17 protein-coding genes are annotated in these 17,301 nt (G+C 69.0%); 12 read left to right on the plus strand and 5 right to left on the minus strand.

Features of this window, described 5'->3' with window-relative positions; all coding sequences use genetic code 11:
- The 3 genes from VJ693_RS22915 to dnaA form a co-directional block, all read right to left on the minus strand.
- Window positions 1-1,778 (minus strand): DNA gyrase subunit B (locus VJ693_RS22915; RefSeq protein ID WP_324158082.1); only part of this gene is annotated, 1,778 nt, incomplete at its 3' end.
- Window positions 1,779-1,884: 106 nt separating this feature from the next.
- Window positions 1,885-2,991 (minus strand): DNA polymerase III subunit beta, encoded by a 1,107-nt coding sequence (gene dnaN / locus VJ693_RS22920; protein WP_324158083.1) that lies wholly within the window; start codon window positions 2,989-2,991, stop codon window positions 1,885-1,887.
- A gap of 234 nt (window positions 2,992-3,225) precedes the next feature.
- Window positions 3,226-4,758, minus strand: a complete 1,533-nt coding sequence (gene dnaA, locus VJ693_RS22925) for a chromosomal replication initiator protein DnaA (protein WP_324158084.1) — start codon at window positions 4,756-4,758, stop codon at window positions 3,226-3,228.
- A 237-nt stretch (window positions 4,759-4,995) separates the two neighbouring features.
- On the opposite strand from dnaA, the gene rpmH reads away from it, so the two are divergent.
- From rpmH to VJ693_RS22955, 6 genes are all read left to right on the plus strand, one after another.
- Entirely contained in the window at window positions 4,996-5,133 is a 138-nt protein-coding gene (gene rpmH / locus VJ693_RS22930) for a 50S ribosomal protein L34 (RefSeq protein WP_324158085.1), read from the plus strand.
- Window positions 5,134-5,144: 11 nt separating this feature from the next.
- Window positions 5,145-5,657: a ribonuclease P protein component gene (gene rnpA, locus VJ693_RS22935; RefSeq protein WP_324158087.1), complete on the plus strand. Its 513-nt coding sequence runs from the start codon at window positions 5,145-5,147 to the stop codon at window positions 5,655-5,657.
- On the plus strand, window positions 5,654-6,016 hold the full coding sequence (yidD, locus tag VJ693_RS22940; protein WP_324158088.1) for a membrane protein insertion efficiency factor YidD: 363 nt from the start codon (window positions 5,654-5,656) through the stop codon (window positions 6,014-6,016). The genes rnpA and yidD overlap by 4 nt, the downstream gene beginning before the upstream one ends.
- A complete protein-coding gene (gene yidC, locus VJ693_RS22945) occupies window positions 6,013-7,713 on the plus strand; it encodes a membrane protein insertase YidC (protein WP_324158090.1) in 1,701 nt (566 codons plus the stop codon). The genes yidD and yidC overlap by 4 nt, the downstream gene beginning before the upstream one ends.
- A gap of 210 nt (window positions 7,714-7,923) precedes the next feature.
- Window positions 7,924-9,351: a tRNA uridine-5-carboxymethylaminomethyl(34) synthesis GTPase MnmE gene (mnmE, locus tag VJ693_RS22950; RefSeq protein WP_324158118.1), complete on the plus strand. Its 1,428-nt coding sequence runs from the start codon at window positions 7,924-7,926 to the stop codon at window positions 9,349-9,351.
- Window positions 9,352-9,510: 159 nt separating this feature from the next.
- Window positions 9,511-9,978, plus strand: coding sequence for a cyclic nucleotide-binding domain-containing protein (locus VJ693_RS22955; RefSeq protein ID WP_324158091.1), 468 nt, complete (start codon window positions 9,511-9,513; stop codon window positions 9,976-9,978).
- Window position 9,979: 1 nt separating this feature from the next.
- Here the strand turns inward: VJ693_RS22955 and VJ693_RS22960 are convergent, their stop codons facing one another.
- Entirely contained in the window at window positions 9,980-11,977 is a 1,998-nt protein-coding gene (locus tag VJ693_RS22960; RefSeq protein ID WP_324158093.1) for a cation:proton antiporter, read from the minus strand.
- Between the two features lie 40 nt (window positions 11,978-12,017).
- Between VJ693_RS22960 and VJ693_RS22965 the strand changes: the two genes are divergently transcribed.
- The 4 genes from VJ693_RS22965 to VJ693_RS22980 are packed head-to-tail and all read left to right on the plus strand — an operon-like array spanning window position 12,018 to window position 15,097.
- The gene (locus VJ693_RS22965; protein WP_324158095.1) at window positions 12,018-13,007 is read left to right on the plus strand and encodes a KpsF/GutQ family sugar-phosphate isomerase; all 990 of its coding nucleotides are present in this window, start codon (window positions 12,018-12,020) and stop codon (window positions 13,005-13,007) included.
- The gene (locus VJ693_RS22970) at window positions 13,007-13,579 is read left to right on the plus strand and encodes a KdsC family phosphatase (RefSeq protein ID WP_324158096.1); all 573 of its coding nucleotides are present in this window, start codon (window positions 13,007-13,009) and stop codon (window positions 13,577-13,579) included. Before VJ693_RS22965 ends, VJ693_RS22970 begins: the two co-directional genes overlap by 1 nt.
- Window positions 13,576-14,292 (plus strand): LPS export ABC transporter periplasmic protein LptC, encoded by a 717-nt coding sequence (lptC, locus tag VJ693_RS22975; RefSeq protein ID WP_324158098.1) that lies wholly within the window; start codon window positions 13,576-13,578, stop codon window positions 14,290-14,292. Before VJ693_RS22970 ends, lptC begins: the two co-directional genes overlap by 4 nt.
- A 19-nt stretch (window positions 14,293-14,311) precedes the next feature.
- Complete coding sequence (locus VJ693_RS22980) at window positions 14,312-15,097, plus strand: SDR family oxidoreductase (RefSeq protein ID WP_324158100.1); 786 nt, start codon at window positions 14,312-14,314, stop codon at window positions 15,095-15,097.
- Between the two features lie 82 nt (window positions 15,098-15,179).
- Here the strand turns inward: VJ693_RS22980 and VJ693_RS22985 are convergent, their stop codons facing one another.
- Window positions 15,180-15,656, minus strand: coding sequence for an RNA-binding protein (locus tag VJ693_RS22985; protein ID WP_324158102.1), 477 nt, complete (start codon window positions 15,654-15,656; stop codon window positions 15,180-15,182).
- A 280-nt stretch (window positions 15,657-15,936) separates the two neighbouring features.
- On the opposite strand from VJ693_RS22985, the gene VJ693_RS22990 reads away from it, so the two are divergent.
- Together VJ693_RS22990 and VJ693_RS22995 are read left to right on the plus strand one after the other, a co-directional pair.
- Entirely contained in the window at window positions 15,937-16,578 is a 642-nt protein-coding gene (locus tag VJ693_RS22990) for a MarC family protein (RefSeq protein ID WP_324158103.1), read from the plus strand.
- Window positions 16,575-17,300 (plus strand): response regulator, encoded by a 726-nt coding sequence (locus VJ693_RS22995; protein WP_324158106.1) that lies wholly within the window; start codon window positions 16,575-16,577, stop codon window positions 17,298-17,300. Before VJ693_RS22990 ends, VJ693_RS22995 begins: the two co-directional genes overlap by 4 nt.
- Window position 17,301: the final 1 nt, after the last annotated feature.

The following is a 17,301-nucleotide window of genomic DNA, read 5'->3' on the forward strand; positions in this document are numbered from 1 at the left end:
AGGTACTGCTCGTCCTTGCCGAGCTTGACCTTGTACAGCGGCGGCTGCGCGATGTAGATGTGGCCGCGCTCCACGAGCTCGGGCATCTGCCGGTAGAAGAAGGTCAGCAGCAGGGTGCGGATGTGCGCGCCGTCCACGTCCGCGTCGGTCATGATGATGATGCGGTGGTAGCGCAGCTTGTCCGGGTTGAACTCGTCCTTGCCGATGCTCGTGCCGAGCGCGGTGATCAGCGTGAGGATCTCGTTGCTGGTGAGCAGTTTCTCGAAGCGCGCCTTCTCGACGTTGAGGATCTTGCCGCGCAGCGGCAGGATCGCCTGGAACTTGCGGTCACGACCCTGCTTGGCCGAGCCGCCCGCCGAGTCGCCCTCGACGATGTAGATCTCGCACAGCGCCGGGTCCTTCTCCTGGCAGTCGGCGAGCTTGCCCGGCAGGCCCATGCCGTCGAGCACGCCCTTGCGCCGCGTCATCTCGCGCGCCTTGCGGGCGGCCTCGCGCGCACGCGCGGCCTCGACGATCTTGCCGCAGATGATCTTGGCGTCGATCGGGTTCTCGAGCAGGTAGTCGGTGAGCGCCTTGCTCACCACGTCTTCCACCGGGCCGCGCACCTCGCTGGAGACCAGCTTGTCCTTGGTCTGGCTGCTGAACTTGGGCTCGGGCACCTTCACGCTCAGCACGCAGCACAGCCCCTCGCGCATGTCGTCGCCGCTGATCTCGACCTTGGCCTTCTTGGCCAGTTCGTTGTCCTCGATGTACTTGTTGATCACCCGCGTCATCGCCGCGCGCAGGCCGGTCAGGTGGGTGCCGCCGTCGCGCTGCGGGATGTTGTTGGTGAAACACAGCACGTTCTCGCTGTAGCCGTCGTTCCACTGCATCGCGACCTCGGCCGTGATGTTGGTGTTCTGCTCCGAGAGCTTCTCGCCCACCGCGTGGAAGATGTTCGGGTGCAGCACCTTCTTGCCGGTGTTGATGAAGTCGACGAAGCCCTTCACGCCGCCCACGAACGCGAAGTTGTCTTCCTTGTTGTTGCGCTCGTCGATGAGGCGGATCTTCACGCCGTTGTTGAGGAACGAGAGCTCGCGCAGCCGCTTGGACAGGATGTCGTAGTGGTAGTCGATGTTCTCGAAGATCTCGTCGTCGGGCAGGAAGTGCACCTCGGTGCCGCGCTTCTCGGTCTCGCCCAGGACCTTCATCGGGCTCACCTCGAAGCCATCGCGCATGTCGAGCACGCGGTCCTGCGGCACGCCCTTCTTGAACTCGATGAAGTGCACCTTGCCTTCGCGCTTGACCGTCAGGCGCAGCCACTTCGACAGCGCGTTCACGCACGACACGCCCACGCCGTGCAGGCCGCCCGACACCTTGTAGCTGTTCTGGTTGAACTTGCCGCCCGCGTGCAGTTCGGTGAGCGCGATCTCGGCCGCGCTGCGTTTGGGCTCGTGCTTGTCGTCCATCTTGACGCCGGTCGGGATACCGCGGCCGTTGTCGACCACCGAGATCGAGTTGTCGGTGTGGATGGTGACGACGATGTCGTCGCAGTGACCGGCAAGCGCCTCGTCGATGGAGTTGTCCACCACCTCGAACACCAGGTGGTGCAGGCCGGTGCCGTCGGAGGTGTCGCCGATGTACATGCCGGGGCGCTTGCGCACCGCTTCCAGGCCTTCGAGGATCTGGATGCTGCCTTCGCCGTAGGCATCGGCGGCGGGGCCGGCGGCGGCCGCTTCGCTGGCCTTGTCGGCGGGTTTCTTGTCGTCGTCGTGGGGGATGTTCAAAGGGTCGGTCATTGCTGCTTTACTCACGCTCGGGGCCCGACACCATCGCGGCGGGTTCCCTGAAAAAACACTGAAGCGGGCCGCAGCCCGCTCGCCGTGCAGGTGACAACGGGCGACGTCAGATCCGCATCGGCATCACGACGTACTTGAAGCCGCTTTGCTCGGGCACGGTCAGCAAGGCGCTGGAATTCGTGTCCTGCAGCTCGATCTTCACCATCTCCTGGCTCATGTTGGCCAGCGCGTCCATCAGGTAGGTGACGTTGAAGCCGATCTCGATCGCGTCGCCGTTGTAGTCGACCTCGAGCTCTTCCTTGGCTTCTTCCTGCTCCGCGTTGCTGGAGGCGATGCGCAGCACGCCGGGCTCGATGTTCACGCGCACGCCCTTGAACTTCTCGCTGGTCAGGATGGCGGCGCGCTGCAGGCTGGCCAGCAGCGGTGCACGCCCCAGCGTCACGTGGTTCTTGTGGTTCTTCGGGATGACGCGGTTGTAGTCGGGGAACTTGCCTTCGACCAGCTTGGTGACGAACTCCATGCCCGAGAAGCTGAACTTGGCTTGGTTGCCGGCAAAGCGCATCTCGATCGGCGTGTCCTCGTCTCTCAACAGGCGCTGCAGCTCGAGCACCGTCTTGCGCGGCAGGATGACTTCCTGCTTGGGGATCTCGACGTCGAGGTTGGACTGCGCCAGCGCCAGGCGGTGGCCGTCGGTGGCCACCAGCGTGAGGCTCTTGCCTTCGGCGACGAAGAGGATGCCGTTGAGGTAGTAGCGGATGTCGTGCACCGCCATCGCGAAGTGCACCTGGTTGATGAGGTGCTTGAGCGTCTTCTGCGGCACGCTGAAGGCCGGCCCGAAGTCGGCCGCCTCCTGCACCAGCGGGAAGTCGTCGGAGGGCAGCGTCTGCAGCGTGAAGCGGCTCTTGCCGCCTTGCAGGGTGAGCTTGTTCTGGTTGGCGCTGAGCGTCACGACCTGGTCGGCCGGCAACGCGCGCAGGATGTCGATCAGCTTGCGCGCGCCGACCGTGCTCGCGAAGTTGGCCGCGTCGCCGTCGAACTCGACGGTGGTGCGCACCTGGATCTCGAGATCGGAGGTGGTGAATTCGATGGCCGGGCCGGTCTTGCGGATCAGCACATTGGCCAGGATGGGCAGCGTGTGACGCCGCTCGACGATGCCGGACACCGCCTGCAAGGCGTTCAACAATTTTTCTTGCGCTGCCTTCAAGACAATCATTTGAACCTCTTAACTTGGTCGTTCTAGTAGAAGTCGATGGCCTTCTGTGGAGAACGCCATTTTCTCTTTTTCTCTCAACCGTTTATGTCCCGGCGAACCCTGTGGGCGCCGGGCCTGCAACGGCGGGAGCCGGCACCAACAACTTCGGGATCCGCCTCGGTGCTGTGGACATCTGCCGGCTTGTTCAAGACTTGTCCCCAGCCTTGCTGCTTGACGACGAGACCTGCATCGTGCTTAGCCCTTGAGCGTCTGCTCGAGCACGTGCAGCTGCTGGTTGAGCTCGGTATTCTTCTGCCGCTCGGCGCCGATCTTGCGCACCGCATGCAGCACCGTCGTGTGGTCGCGACCGCCGAACAATTCGCCGATTTCGGGCAGGCTCTTCTGGGTCATCTCCTTGGCGAGGTACATCGCGATCTGGCGCGGCCGCGCGATGCTGGCGGGGCGCTTCTTCGAGTACATGTCGGCGACCTTGATCTTGTAGAAGTCGGCCACCGTCTTCTGGATGTTCTCCACGCCCACCTGGCGGTTCTGGATCGACAGCAGGTCCTTCAGCGCCTCGCGCGCGAGCTGGATGTTGATGTCCTTGTGGCTGAAGCGCGAGTAGGCGAGGATCTTGCGCAGCGCGCCCTCGAGCTCGCGCACGTTGGCACGCACGTTCTTGGCGACGAAGAAGGCCACGTCCTCGGGCATGGCTGCGCCTTCGGCGTCGGCCTTGCGCATCAGGATCGCGACGCGCATCTCCAGCTCAGGAGGCTCGATGGCCACCGTGAGTCCGGCGTCGAAGCGCGAGGTGAGGCGCTCGTCGATGTCCACCAGCCCCTTGGGGTAGGTGTCACTGGTCATGATGATGTGCGCGCGCTTGGCCAGCAGCGCCTCGAAGGCGTTGAAGAACTCCTCCTGCGTGCGCTCCTTGCCGGCGAAGAACTGCACGTCGTCGATCAGCAGCAGGTCGAGCGAGTGGTACTTGGCCTTCAGCTCGTCGAAGGTCTTGCGCTGGTAGTTCTTGACGACATCCGAGATGAACTGCTCGGCGTGCAGGTACAGCACGCGGGCATTCGGGTTGTCGGCCAGCAGGGCATTGCCCACCGCGTGCACCAGATGGGTCTTGCCCAGGCCGACGCCGCCGTAGATGAACAGCGGGTTGTACATCGCGCCCGGCGCGCCGGCCACGTGCAGCGCGGCGGTGCGGGCCATCTGGTTGGCGCGGCCGGCGACGAGGTTGTCGAAGGTCAGCGCGGTGTTCAGGCGGTGGCGATTGGCGGCCGGCGGCTGCGCGAGGCCGGCCGCGCCGGGGCGCATCGGCGTGGCGGCGGGCGGGGCGGCCGGCGCCGGGCTGCCGAGCTCGCCGGCCAGCACCGCCTCGCGCTGCGGCAGCGCGGCCCGGGCCAGGATCTGCGCCGCACTCGCGCCCTGCGTGGTGCGGCCGAAGCTGGCGGTGCCATTCATGCTGCCGTTCACACCGTTGGGCACACCCATCGCCGGGCGGCTCGCCAGCCCCGGCATCGGGTCACGCGGTGCGAGGCTCAACTCCAGCCGCACCGGTTTGCCGGCCAGGTCGCTCAGCACGGTCTCGATGCGTGCGCCGTACTGCGATCGGATCCAGTCGAGCTTGAAACGATTGGGCACACGCAGCTGCGCCACCGCCCCGGCGTCGCCGGCATCGGTGATGTCGGCAGGCGGCAGCGGGCGGATCCAGGTGGCGAATTGCTGTTCGGGCAGTTCAGTCGCGAGACGCTCGCAACCGCGCTGCCAGAGATCGAGGCTCATTGTGGACAAGTTCTTTTCGAGCCGCCGGATTCTACGCATGGAACGACCGGCGAAGGTGGCGGTTATCCACAGTTTCTTGGATTGGGTCAAGGGCCGCTCCAAGCCGCTTGCTGCCGTGCAAGTGTTTGACCTGACAAGCGTTTTTTGCTCTAATAGTGGGTTTCCCGAATCGGCCCCCAGGCATCTCCGCGTTGAGCGCATCTGGGCCAAAGCCGCAACCTCAAAGCAAAGTCCATCATGAAGCGCACTTACCAGCCTTCCAAGATCCGCCGCGCTCGCACGCATGGCTTTCTCGTTCGCATGAAGAGCCGTGGCGGCCGCGCCGTGATCAACGCGCGCCGTGCCAAGGGCCGCAAGAAGCTGTCGCAGGTCTAACGAGACACGCCATGATCGGCCGCATCGTGCGACCGGCCGATTTCGAACGCGTGCTCGCGACGGCGCCCCGTGCGCGAAGCGCTCACTTCGCCGTTCACCATGTGAGCGGCGGGCCGGCGGCATCGCGTGGGACCGTCCTTTCGGCGTCCGGCCAGACGGTTGTCCCGTCTTTTTCACCAGAGTTATCCACAGGTGCTTCCGCTGGAGTGCCTGCCCTTGTGGATGAATCCCCCGCAGCGGCGTCCCAGCCGGCCATCGAGGCCCACTGGCTGGGTCTCGTCGTGCCCAAGCGGCATGCCAAGCGAGCGGTCACTCGCAACCTGATCAAGCGCCAAGTTCGCGCGGCGATGTCGCAACATGCCGCGGCATTGCCGCCCGGCCTGTGGGTCGTGCGGCTGCGCACGCCGTTCGACCGCGTCGAGTTCACGAGCCCCGCTTCCGAGCCGCTCAAGCAGGTGACCCGCGCCGAGCTGGGCCAGCTCTTCGGCCGCGCGGCCACGGCGCCAGTGGGCCGCGCGCGATGACCGCACCGACGCTGCTCGACACCATCCGCTTCGCGCCGCGGCGCGGCCTGGTGCTGCTGCTGCGCGGCTATCGGCTGCTGCTGAGCCCGTGGCTGGGCAACCAGTGCCGCTTCTACCCGAGTTGCTCGGTCTACGGCATCGAGGCGCTCCGGCGCCACGGCGCGCTGGCCGGCAGCTACCTGACGGTGGCGCGTGTGCTGCGCTGCCAGCCCTGGTGCGACGGCGGCTGCGACCCGGTGCCGACCGAGCGGCCCAGGCTGTTCACCCATCTGCTGCCGGCCGCCACGGTGACCCCTGCGGTCCACCCTGCCGAGCCGGCCGACCCTTCGACTCCGAATCTTTCCAGGCCCCTGCCATGACCGATATGCGTCGCACCCTGCTGTGGGTGGTGTTCATCATGTCGCTCGTCTTGCTTTATGACGGGTGGAACAAGCATCAAGGGCACCCGACGCTGTTCGGCGCCCCGATCGGCGAGCCGCCTGCGTCGGCCGTGGCCGGCGCTGCGGCGCCCGGCACCAGTGCCCCCAGTGCGGCCGGCGTACCGGCGGCCGCTGGCATAGGCAGCGTGGCGACGCCTGCCGCCGCTGCACCGAGCGCACCCGGCGAGCAAGTCACGATCCAGACCGACGTGATGAAGGCCACGCTCGACACACTGGGTGCCAGCGTCACCCACCTCGAGCTGACGGCCTACAAGGATGCGATGGATCCGACGCACCCGGTCGTCCTGTTCGACCAGAGCGCCACGCGCCACTACCAGGCCCAGACCGGCTTCATCAACCCGGCCCCGGGCAGCGCGCTGCTGCCGCGCCACCTGAGCCCCTTCACGGTGCAGCCTGGCGACCGCGCGCTGAAGGATGGCGCCAACGAGCTCGTCGTGCGCTTCGAGTCGCCCGAGATCGGCGGCGCGAAGCTGGTCAAGACCTACACGTTCAGGCGCGGCGACTACACCATCGGCGTCAAGCACGAGCTGACCAATGTCTCGGGTGCGCCGATCACGCCGCAGATCTACCTGCAACTGCTGCGCGACGGCAACCCGCCCGAGGGCCAGTCGACCTCGATGTTCTCGTCGACCGGCTTCACCTACACCGGCCCGGCGATCTACACCGACGCGAAGAAGTTCCAGAAGGTCGAGTTCAAGGACATCGACAAGCGTGCCGCCAACGCCGCGCCCGAGCACGAGAAGACCGCCAGCGATGGCTGGGTCGCGATGATCCAGCACTACTTCACCAGCGCCTGGCTGCTGCCGGCCGGCACGCCGCGCGACTTCGTCACCGCCAAGGTCGGCAGCGACTACACGGTGGCGATGGTGCAGCCGCTGGGCACGCTGGCGCCGGGCGCCACCGTGACCCACCAGGCCACGCTCTATGCCGGCCCGCAAGACGAGAAGAAGCTCGCTGTGCTGGAGCCCGGCCTCGAGCTGGTGAAGGACTACGGCCGGCTGACGATCATCGCCAAGCCGCTGTTCTGGCTGCTCGACCAGTTGCACAGCCTGCTCCACAACTGGGGCTGGGCGATCATCGCGCTGGTCGTGCTGCTGAAGATCGCGTTCTACTGGCTCAACGCGGCCGCCTATCGCTCGCAGGCCAAGATGAAGGCGGTCAACCCGCGCATCATGGAAATGCGTGAGCGGCTGAAGGACAAGCCGCAGGAGATGCAGCAGGAGATGATGCGCATCTACCGCGAGGAGAAGATCAATCCGCTGGGCGGCTGCCTGCCGATCGTCGTGCAGATGCCGTTCTTCATTTCGCTGTACTGGGTGCTGCTGGCGTCGGTCGAGATGCGCGGCGCGCCCTGGCTGGGCTGGATCACCGACCTCTCGGCCAAGGACCCGCTGTTCATCCTGCCCGCGCTGATGACCGCTTCCAGCATGCTGCAGGTGTGGCTGGGGCCGAAGGCGCCGGATCCGGTGCAGGCCAAGATGATGTGGCTGATGCCGCTGATGTTCAGCTTCATGTTCTTCTTCTTCCCCTCGGGCCTGGTGCTGTACTGGCTGGTCAACAACCTGCTGTCGATCGCCCAGCAGTGGTTCATCAACAAGCGCCTCGGCGTCGCGTGACGCATCACACGAAGTCCCGCCCGGCAAGACACTTCTTGACGGTTGCGGGCTTCCAGCCGGCTCGCGACGGGACGATCATTCAAACGCGGGGTCAACCCAGTTCCTCGGGCAGCGAGTGATCGGCAGCGGCCGGCAACGGCCGCTGCCGACACTCCCCCCGCGCCAATTCCTGCCGTCGAGCCCTCGCAGCTCGGGGACAATCCGGCCGTGCTGCTCGGCCGCCACCAGGACCCCATCGTCGCGATCGCCACCGCCCCCGGGCGGGGCGCGGTCGGCATCGTCCGCGTCTCGGGTCGCGGCCTGGCGGGGCTGGCGCAGGCGCTGACCGGCATCCTGCCCAGCCCGCGCCGGGCCCACTACGGCCCCTTCTTCGACGCCGCCGGCCAGCCGATCGACCAAGGCCTGGCGCTGTACTTCCCGGCGCCGCATTCCTACACCGGCGAAGACGTGCTGGAGCTGCAGGCCCACGGCGGCCCGGTCGTGCTGCAGTTGCTGCTGGCGCGCTGCCTCGAGGCGGCGGCACAACCCCTGCGCGACGACCCGGCCACGGCGCTGCTGCCCGGCCTGCGCCTGGCCGAGCCGGGCGAGTTCACGCAGCGGGCCTTTCTCAACGACAAGCTCGACCTCGCGCAGGCCGAGGCCGTGGCCGACCTGATCGACGCCAGCACCGAGGCCGCCGCGCGGTCGGCCAGCCGCTCGCTGGCCGGCATGTTCTCGGCCCAGGTCGACCAGCTGGCCGAGGCGATCGTGCGGCTGCGCATGCTGGTCGAAGCGACGCTGGATTTCCCCGAAGAGGAGATCGATTTCCTCGAGAAGGCCGACGCCCGCGGCCAGCTCGCCGCGATCCAGCGCCGGCTGGACGAGCTGCTGGCCCGCACCCGCCAGGGCGCGCTGCTGCGCGAGGGCCTGCGTGTCGTGCTCGCGGGCCAGCCGAACGTGGGCAAGAGCTCGCTGCTGAATGCGCTGGCGGGCGCCGAGCTGGCGATCGTCACGCCGATCGCCGGCACCACGCGCGACCGCGTCAGCGAAACCATCCAGATCCGCGGCGTGCCGGTGCACGTGACCGACACCGCCGGCCTGCGCGCGAGCCCGGCCGAGGCGGCCGACGAGGTCGAACGCATCGGCATCGCACGCAGCTGGGAGGCCATCGAAGCGGCCGACGCGGTGCTGTTCCTGCACGACCTGACCCGGGTCGACGAGCCGGCCTACCAGGCGGCGGACGCACAGATCGCCGAACGCTTCGCGAGCGTCGAGCCGGCCCGGCTGCTGCACGTGTTCAACAAGGCCGACGTGGCCGGTGCGCCGGGCGCATTCGAGCGCGCCCGCCCGGGGCTGCGGCTGTCGGCCAGGCAAGGCAGCGGCCTGGAGGCCTTGCGCGAAGCGCTGCTGGAGCGCGCCGGCGGGCTGGCGTCGCCCGAGGGCCTGTTCATCGCCCGCACCCGCCATGTGCAGGCCCTGCGCGAGGCTGGCGTCCACCTTGCTGTGGCGGCCGAGCACGCGGCCCAGGCCGACGCGGCGCTGGACCTGTTTGCCGAGGAGCTGCGCCTGTCCCACGAGGCGCTGCAGCGCATCACCGGTGTCTTCAGCGCCGACGACCTGCTGGGCGAGATCTTCGCGCGCTTTTGCATCGGCAAGTGAACACCGCCCGGCCGACGAGCGGCGCGCTGGTGGCGACGAACGAGGGCGCGCCCGATTGCCCGCCGCCGCCACGGCTGCCCATAATCCGCCCATCAATCCACGAATGACGGCGACCGTCCCGGGCCGCCGCGCCGGACCCCCTCGGAGGGAGCTGCCACCATGGCCGTCGAGATCCTGCTGCAAGCCGTCCAGACCCTCAACGCCGACGATGCGTTCCGCCCCCGACTCGATGTGAGCCAGTGGCGCCAGCTGGCGGCCTTCATGCAGCAATTCAAGCTGCGCCCGGGCGACACGCTGATCCGCTATCGCGACATGGACCGCGTGATGTACCTGCTCGAAAGCGGCACGCTGCAGGTCTATGTGCCCGATGCCGGGCCGGCGCGCCGGCCCGTTGCGATCCTGCGGCCCGGCGCGGTGGTCGGCGAGCCGACGCTGTTCGCCGAGACGCCCCGCATGGCGCAGGTCGAGGCGATGTCGCCGAGCGTGCTGTGGGGGCTGACGCGCAACCGCTTCGATGAATTTGCCCAGCGCCAGCCCGAGATGGCGCTCGAGTTCCTGCGCGCCGCCGGTGCCGTGATGGCCGAGCGCATGCGCGCCAACCTCGAGCGCGGCATGCCCGCAGCCTGAACTAACCCGTCAGCAGCTTGGTTTCGGCCAGCGCCAGTGTCTCGGGCAGGCCGGCCAGCACGAGGGTGTCGCCGCCGGCCAGCTTGAGCTCATCGTTCGGCGTCACGGTGCGGCCGTCGGCGCGGCGCACCGACACCACGTTGACGTCCAGCGCGTGCAGCGCCAGGTCGGACAAGGTGCTGCCCACGCTGGCGGCGGTGTGCGGCAGGCTGACGCTGCGCAGGCGCTCCTGCTTCAGCTCGTCGGCGGTGTCGTCGTCGGCACCGTGGAAGTAACCCCGCAGCAGGCGGTACCGTGCATCGCGCGCGTCGCGCGCCAGGCGGATCACGCGCCGCATCGGCACGCCGACCAGCGCCAGCGCGTGGCTGGCCAGCATCAGCGAGCCTTCCACCGCCTCGGGCACGACCTCGGCCGCCCCGGCCTCGCGCAGTCTCTCCAGATCCGAGTCGTCGATCGTGCGGACGATGACCGGCACCTGCGGTGCGTGCTGGCGCACCAGGTCGAGGATCTTCAGCGCCGAGGCGGTGTCGGGGTAGCTCACCACCACCGCGGTGGCGCGCGCCAGGCCCGCCGCCATCAGGCTCTGCAGCCGCGCGGCATCGCCAAAGACCACGCTCTGGCCGGCGGCGGCGGCCTGGCGCACGCGGTCCGGATCGAGGTCGAGCGCCATGTAGGGCATGTGCTCCTGCTCGAGCAGGCGGGCAAGGTTCTGGCCGCTGCGGCCGAAGCCGCAGATGATGATGTGGGCCTCGGTGCGGATGGCCTTCTTGGCGATCGCCGTCAGCGCCACCGATTGCATCAGCCAGTCGCTCGCCGCCAGGCGCATCACGATGCGGTTGCTGAACTGGATCAGCAGCGGCGTGGCGAGCATCGACAGCACCATCGACGCCAGCACCGGGCCGACCCATTGAGGGTGGATCAACCGGTTCTCGCTGCCCAACGTCAACAGCACGAAGCCGAACTCGCCGGCCTGCGCGAGGTACAGGCCGGTGCGCAGCGCCACGCCCGGCGGCGCGCGAAACGCCCAGGCCAGCCCGGCCACCAGCGCCGCTTTCGCAGCGACGGGCAGCAGCGTCAACAGCAGCACCAGCAGCCACTGGTCCAGCAGCGGCCGCCAGTCCAGCTTCATGCCGATGGTGATGAAGAACAGGCCCAGCAGCACGTCGTGGAACGGCCGGATGTCGGTCTCGACCTGGTGCTTGTACTCGGTCTCGGCGATCAGCATGCCGGCGATGAAAGCGCCCAGCGCAAGCGACAGCCCGGCGTGTTCGGTCAGCCAGGCCAGGCCCAGCGTGACCAGCAGCAGGTTCAGCACGAACAACTCGTCGCTCTTGCGCCGCGCCACCAGCGTGAGCCACCAGCGCATCAGCCGCTGGCCGCCGAGCAACAGCAGGCCCAGCAGCACGCCGGCCTTGAGCAGCGCAAGGCCGAGCGAGCGTGCCATGTCGCCGCCGCCGGAATCGAGCGCGGGAATCAGCACCAACAGCGGCACGACGGCCAGATCCTGGAACAGCAGCACGCCCATGACGCGCTTGCCGTGCTCGCTCTCGAGCTCCAGCCGTTCGGCCATCATCTTGACGACGATCGCGGTCGACGACATCGCCACTGCGCTGCCCAGCACGACGGCGCCCTGCCAGCCCAGGTCCCACTGGATGCCGAGCCAGCCGAAGCCCAGCGTCAGCAGCACGTTGCCGACCACCGCACCGAGGATCGTCAGGCTCACCTGCGACAGGCCCAGCCCGAACACCAGCGTGCGCATGCTGCGCAGCCTGGGCAGGTGGAACTCGAGCCCGATCACGAACATCAGGAACACGACGCCGAACTCGGCCAGCACCTTGACGGCGGCGGAGTCCTTGGCCAGTGCCAGCGCGTTGGGCCCGATCAGCACACCGACCACCAGGTAGCCGAGCATGGGCGGCAGCTTCAGGCTGCGACACAGCACCACGCCGGCGACCGCGGCCACGAGATACAGCAGGATGAGGGAGAGGGTCGAGGCCATGGGCTCCTAGAATCGTGCCATTGTCCATCCTGGCCTCGCCTTGAACACTGCCGCCACGCCCTTCGACCCCGCTCGCGCCCTCGCGCTGGCGCGCGAGACCTTCGACATCGAGGCCAGCGCGCTGCAAGCCGTTCGTGCCCGGCTGGACGACAGCTTCGGCCGCGCCGTGCAGGCGATGCTGGCCACGCGGGGCCGGGTCGTCGTGATGGGCATGGGCAAGAGCGGCCACGTCGGCCGCAAGATCGCCGCGACGCTGGCCTCCACCGGCACCCCGGCCTTCTTCGTTCACCCGGCCGAGGCCAGCCATGGTGACCTGGGCATGGTCACGGCCGGCGACTTGTTGCTGGCAATCTCGAACTCAGGCGAAAGCGACGAAATCAATGCGATCCTGCCGGCGCTGCGGCGCCTCGGCGTGCCGATGGTCGCGATCACCGGCCGGCCTGGGTCGACGCTGGCCCGGCATGCCGAGATCACGCTGTCCAGCGCAGTCGACCAGGAGGCCTGCCCGCTGAACCTCGCGCCAACCGCCAGCACCACCGCGCAGATGGCGCTCGGCGATGCGCTCGCGGTGGCGCTGCTCGACGCGCGGGGTTTCCGCGAGCACGACTTTGCTCGCTCGCACCCCGGCGGCACGCTCGGTCGCAAGCTGCTGATGCACGTGCACGACCTGATGCGCACCGGCGACGCCTTGCCCTGCGTGCCGCCCGACACCGGCTTCATCGACATGATGCACACGATGACCGACAAGGGCCTGGGCTTTGCGGTGATCGTCGACGGTGGCCGCCCGGCCGGCATCTTCACCGACGGTGACTTGCGCCGCCTGCTCGAGACCGGTGCCGACCTGCGCGCGCTGAAGGCCAGCGAGGTGATGCACGCCGAGCCCAAGCGCGTGCGCGCCGATGCGCTGGCGGTCGACGCGGCCGACCTGATGGAGCAGTACCGCATCACCAGCGTGCTGGTGGTCGACGAGGCGGGCCTGCTGGTCGGTGCGATCAACACCAACGACCTGATGCGGGCGAAGGTGATCTGATGGCCGCTGCGCTGAGCTTCCCGCCCGAACTGCTGCTCAAGGCCCAGGGCGCCGGCCTGGGCATGAAGGCGGCCATCTTCGACGTCGATGGCGTGCTGACCGACGGCCGGCTGTTCATCGGCGAGCACGGCGAACTGTTCAAGGGCTTCTGCACGCTCGATGGCCATGGCCTGAAGCTGCTCGCGCAAGGTGGCATCGTGCCGATCGTCATCACCGGGCGCGACTCGCCGGCCGTGCGCCGCCGGGTGGCCGACCTGGGCCTGTCGCACGCGGTCTACGGCGCCAACGACAAGCTGGCCGCCGCCGCGCCGCTGCTGGCCGCGTTGGGGGTCGACTGGCCGGAGCTCGCGGTGATGGGCGACGACTGGCCCGACCTGCCCCTGCTGACCCGCGCCGGCTTTGCCTGCGCCCCGGCCAACGCCCACGCCGAGGCGAAGGCCGTGGCCCACCATGTGACCCAGGCAGCCGGCGGTGACGGCGCTGCGCGCGAGTTCTGCGACCTGTTGTTGATGGCCGCCGGCCGCTACGGGGCGCTGCTGCACGGCCACCTGCAGACGCTGGACAGCCGGTGAAGAGCCGCCTGCCGAGCGCCGAGCTGCACCTGCCGGACTTGCCGGAGGTGCCGGTCGCGATCGGCGCGCCGCCCCCCGGGCCCCCGCTGGAGCGCCGGCGCGCCGAGCCCTGGGCGCAGCGCCTGCGCAGCCTGCTGACGACCTACCTGCCGCTGCTGATGATGAGCGCGCTGGCGGCGCTGACTTGGTGGCTGGCGCGGTACTCGCCGCGCACGACCGACGAGCGCGCGCCCCGCGAGGTGCGCCACGACCCCGACTACACCGCCCAGCGCGCGACACTGCAGCGCTTCAACGCCGAGGGCCGGCTGGTGGCGCAGGTCGAAGGCGAGCAGGTGCGCCACTACCCGGACACCGAGGAGATCGAGGTCGACACGGTGCGCGTGGCGACCACCGGGCCCGATGGCCGCCGCACCCAGGCCACGGCACGCCAGGCCGTCGCCGCCGACGACAGCTCGCGCTACAGCCTGCAAGGCGGCGCGCGCGTGCTCAGCACCGCGGCCGACGGCCACAGCGTCCAGATCGATGGCGATCACCTGCTGGTGCTGGCCAAGGAACGGCGCGTGCAGGCCGACAAGCCGGTCACCGTGCGCCAGGGCGGCAGCACGCTGGTGGCCGACGCGATGGAGTTCGACGAGACCACGCAACTCGTGACCCTGCGCGGCCATGTGCGGGCGGTGCTGCTGCCGCAAGACGTGAAGGCGACGACGCGATGAGCCCCGCCCGGCCGCCCGAATGAGCCGCATCGCGCCGCTGGTCTTCGTCACCGGCGCGTCCAGCGGCATCGGCCAGGCGCTGGCGGCGCGCTACCACGCGGCGGGTTGGCGGCTGGCGTTGGTCGCCCGCCGAACCGAGCTCGTCGCCGACTGGGCGCGGGCCCAGGGCTTTGCGCCCGAGCGTTGGCGCGTCTACGCGGCCGACGTGAGCGAGGTCGACAGCATCGTCGCAGCCGGTGAGCGCTGCCTGGCCGAACTCGGCCTGCCCGATGTGGTGATCGCCAACGCCGGCATCTCGGTCGGCATGGACACGGCGCACCGCGAGGACCTGGACGTCATGCGCGAGACGCTGGCCACCAACAACATCGGCATGGCCGCGACCTTCCACCCCTTCGTGAAGCCGATGCGCACGCGCCGGCGCGGCACGCTGGTCGGCATCGCCAGTGTCGCGGCGATCCGCGGCCTGCCCGGCCACGGCGCCTACTGCGCCAGCAAGGCCGGCGTCGTGGCGTACTGCGAGAGCCTGCGCGGGGAATGCCGTGGCGCAGGCGTGCGGGTCGTCACGCTGCTGCCCGGCTACATCGCGACGCCACTGACGGCGCGCAATCGCTACCCCATGCCCTTCATGCTGCAGCCGGCCGAATTCGCCGAACGCGCCTTCCGCGCGATCTCGGCCGGCGTGAGCTACCGGGTCATCCCCTGGCAGATGGGCGTGGCGGCCAAGCTGCTGCGCCTGCTGCCGAACCCGGTGTTCGACCGCCTGCTCGCCGGGCGCGGCCGCAAGCAGCGCCGCGGCGAGCCCTGACGCCCACCGCCAGCGCCACAAACACAAAGGGCGCCGCGGTTTCCCGCTGCGCCCTTTTTTCGTTCAAGCTGGTCGCCGTGGATCAGTAGCCGTAGCCACCACCACCGCCGCCGCCGCGGTTGCCACCGCGGCTGCCGCCACCACCACCGTAGGGGCTGCGGCCACCGCCGCCGCCGCCACCGTAGCCGCCACCACCGCCGCCGCCGTAGCCGCCGCCGCCACCTCCGCCGTAGGGGCTGCGGCCACCGCCGCCACCACCACCGTAGCCGCCGCGGCCACCGCCGCCGCCACCGAAGCCACCCGGGCGCTCTTCACGCGGGCGGGCTTCGTTCACGACGATGGCGCGGCCCTCGAGGGGTTGGCCGTTCATGCCGTTGATCGCGGCTTGCGCTTCCGCATCCGAGCCCATTTCGACGAAGCCGAAGCCCTTCGAACGGCCGGTGTCGCGATCCATCATGACCTTGGCGGACGTGACGGTGCCGAATTCGGCAAACGCTTGTTGCAGGGAGTCGTCACGCACGCTGTAGGCGAGGTTGCCGACGTAAAGCTTGTTTCCCATGGGGAAAGCTCCTCAATCGCTCAAAACACAAAGACCATGTGGAGCTTCAACCCAGCGTGAACCCATCAAGCAAAGGTGCCGCGTCCATACACAGCAAATCTGGTGCGACCCACCCGTGAAAGACGAGTTGCCCCAAAACCATTATGAGACTATTTCCACAATGGCGGCAAAGCGCCCGCGCGGGAAGTGTCGTATTTCCGCGCCGCGCCGGGGCACTCGCCGGGGCTGCCGGCGGGCACCCCCCATGAATGAAGTGCGCCGGCGGCGCCCACAATCGCGCATGGACCTGCTCAAGCCGCTGATCGCGCTGCTGGCGATCGTCAACCCGATCGGCGTCGTGCCCTTCTTCCTGCATTTCACGCAGAACTTCAGCCCCGAACAGCGCCGCCACACGATGCGCGTCAGCGCCACGGCGGCCTTCCTGGTCGTGTCGATCAGCGGCCTGGCCGGCCTGAAGATCATCGAGTTCTTCGGCATCACGATCGCCAGCTTCCAGGTCGGCGGCGGTCTGCTGTTGCTGATGTCGGCCATCCACATGCTCAACGCCCAGCCGGCCGAAAGCCGGGGTGAGGATGTGCACCAGGGCCAGGAGAAGGCCGATGCCGGCGCCTCGATCGCCGTCGTGCCGCTGACGATCCCGCTGATGACCGGCCCGGCGACGATCTCGACGATGGTGATCTACGCCGAGAAGACCAAGACCTTCTGGCAGCACGCGGTGCTGGTCGGCTACGGCGTCGTGATCGGCGTCGCCGCCTACCTGGCTTTCCTGGCCGCGGGGCGCATCGCGCGCGTGCTCGGCCAGACCGGCATCAACGTGATGACCCGGCTGATGGGCCTGATCCTGGCCGCGATGGCGGTCGAGCTGCTGGCCGATGGCCTGACCAAGCTGTTCCCGGTGCTGGGCGGCGTCCATTTGCCGTGAACGAGGTGCCGGCGCGCGGCGCGCGCATCCTTCTGCTCGAGGACGACCCCGCGATCGCCGGCACGGTGGCCTTCGCCTTCGAGCGCGAGGGCTGGCAGGTCGAGCACCTGCTGCTGGTGCACGAAGCCGACCGCGTGGCGAAGGCCCGGCCGCCGGCGCTGGCCGTGCTGGACGTGGCCCTGCCGGACGGCAACGGCCTCGCCCTGTGCCGCACCTGGCGGGCCGGCGCGGACGCGCGCCTGCGCACGCTGCCGGTCGTGATGCTGACCGCACAGGGCGAGGAGATCGACCGCGTGCTGGGCCTGGAGGCTGGCGCGGACGACTACCTCGCCAAGCCCTTCAGCCCGCGCGAGCTGGTGGCGCGAGTGCGCGCGCTGCTGCGGCGCGCCGCCTGGGCGCCGCCGGCACCGGCCGAGCCGCCGCTGCTGCACATCGATGCCGCGGGCCGGCGCGCCTGGTTGGCCGGGCAGGCGCTGGACCTGACGCGGCTCGAGCTCGGCCTGCTGCAGGCGCTGCTGCGCGCGGGCGGCCGGATCAAGAGCCGCGCCGCGCTGCTCGACGAGGTCTGGGGCCCGGGCTGCGAGGCCAACGACCGCACCGTCGACACCCATGTGAAGACGCTGCGAGCCAAGCTGCGCGAGCGGCAGCCGGGGCTGGACCCGATCGTGACCCACCGGGGCCTGGGCTACGCGTTGCAGCTGCCGCCGCGCGCGCCCGACTGAC

It is taken from the genome of Ideonella sp. (assembly GCF_035254525.1).
Classification (GTDB): Bacteria; Pseudomonadota; Gammaproteobacteria; order Burkholderiales; family Burkholderiaceae_C; genus Ideonella.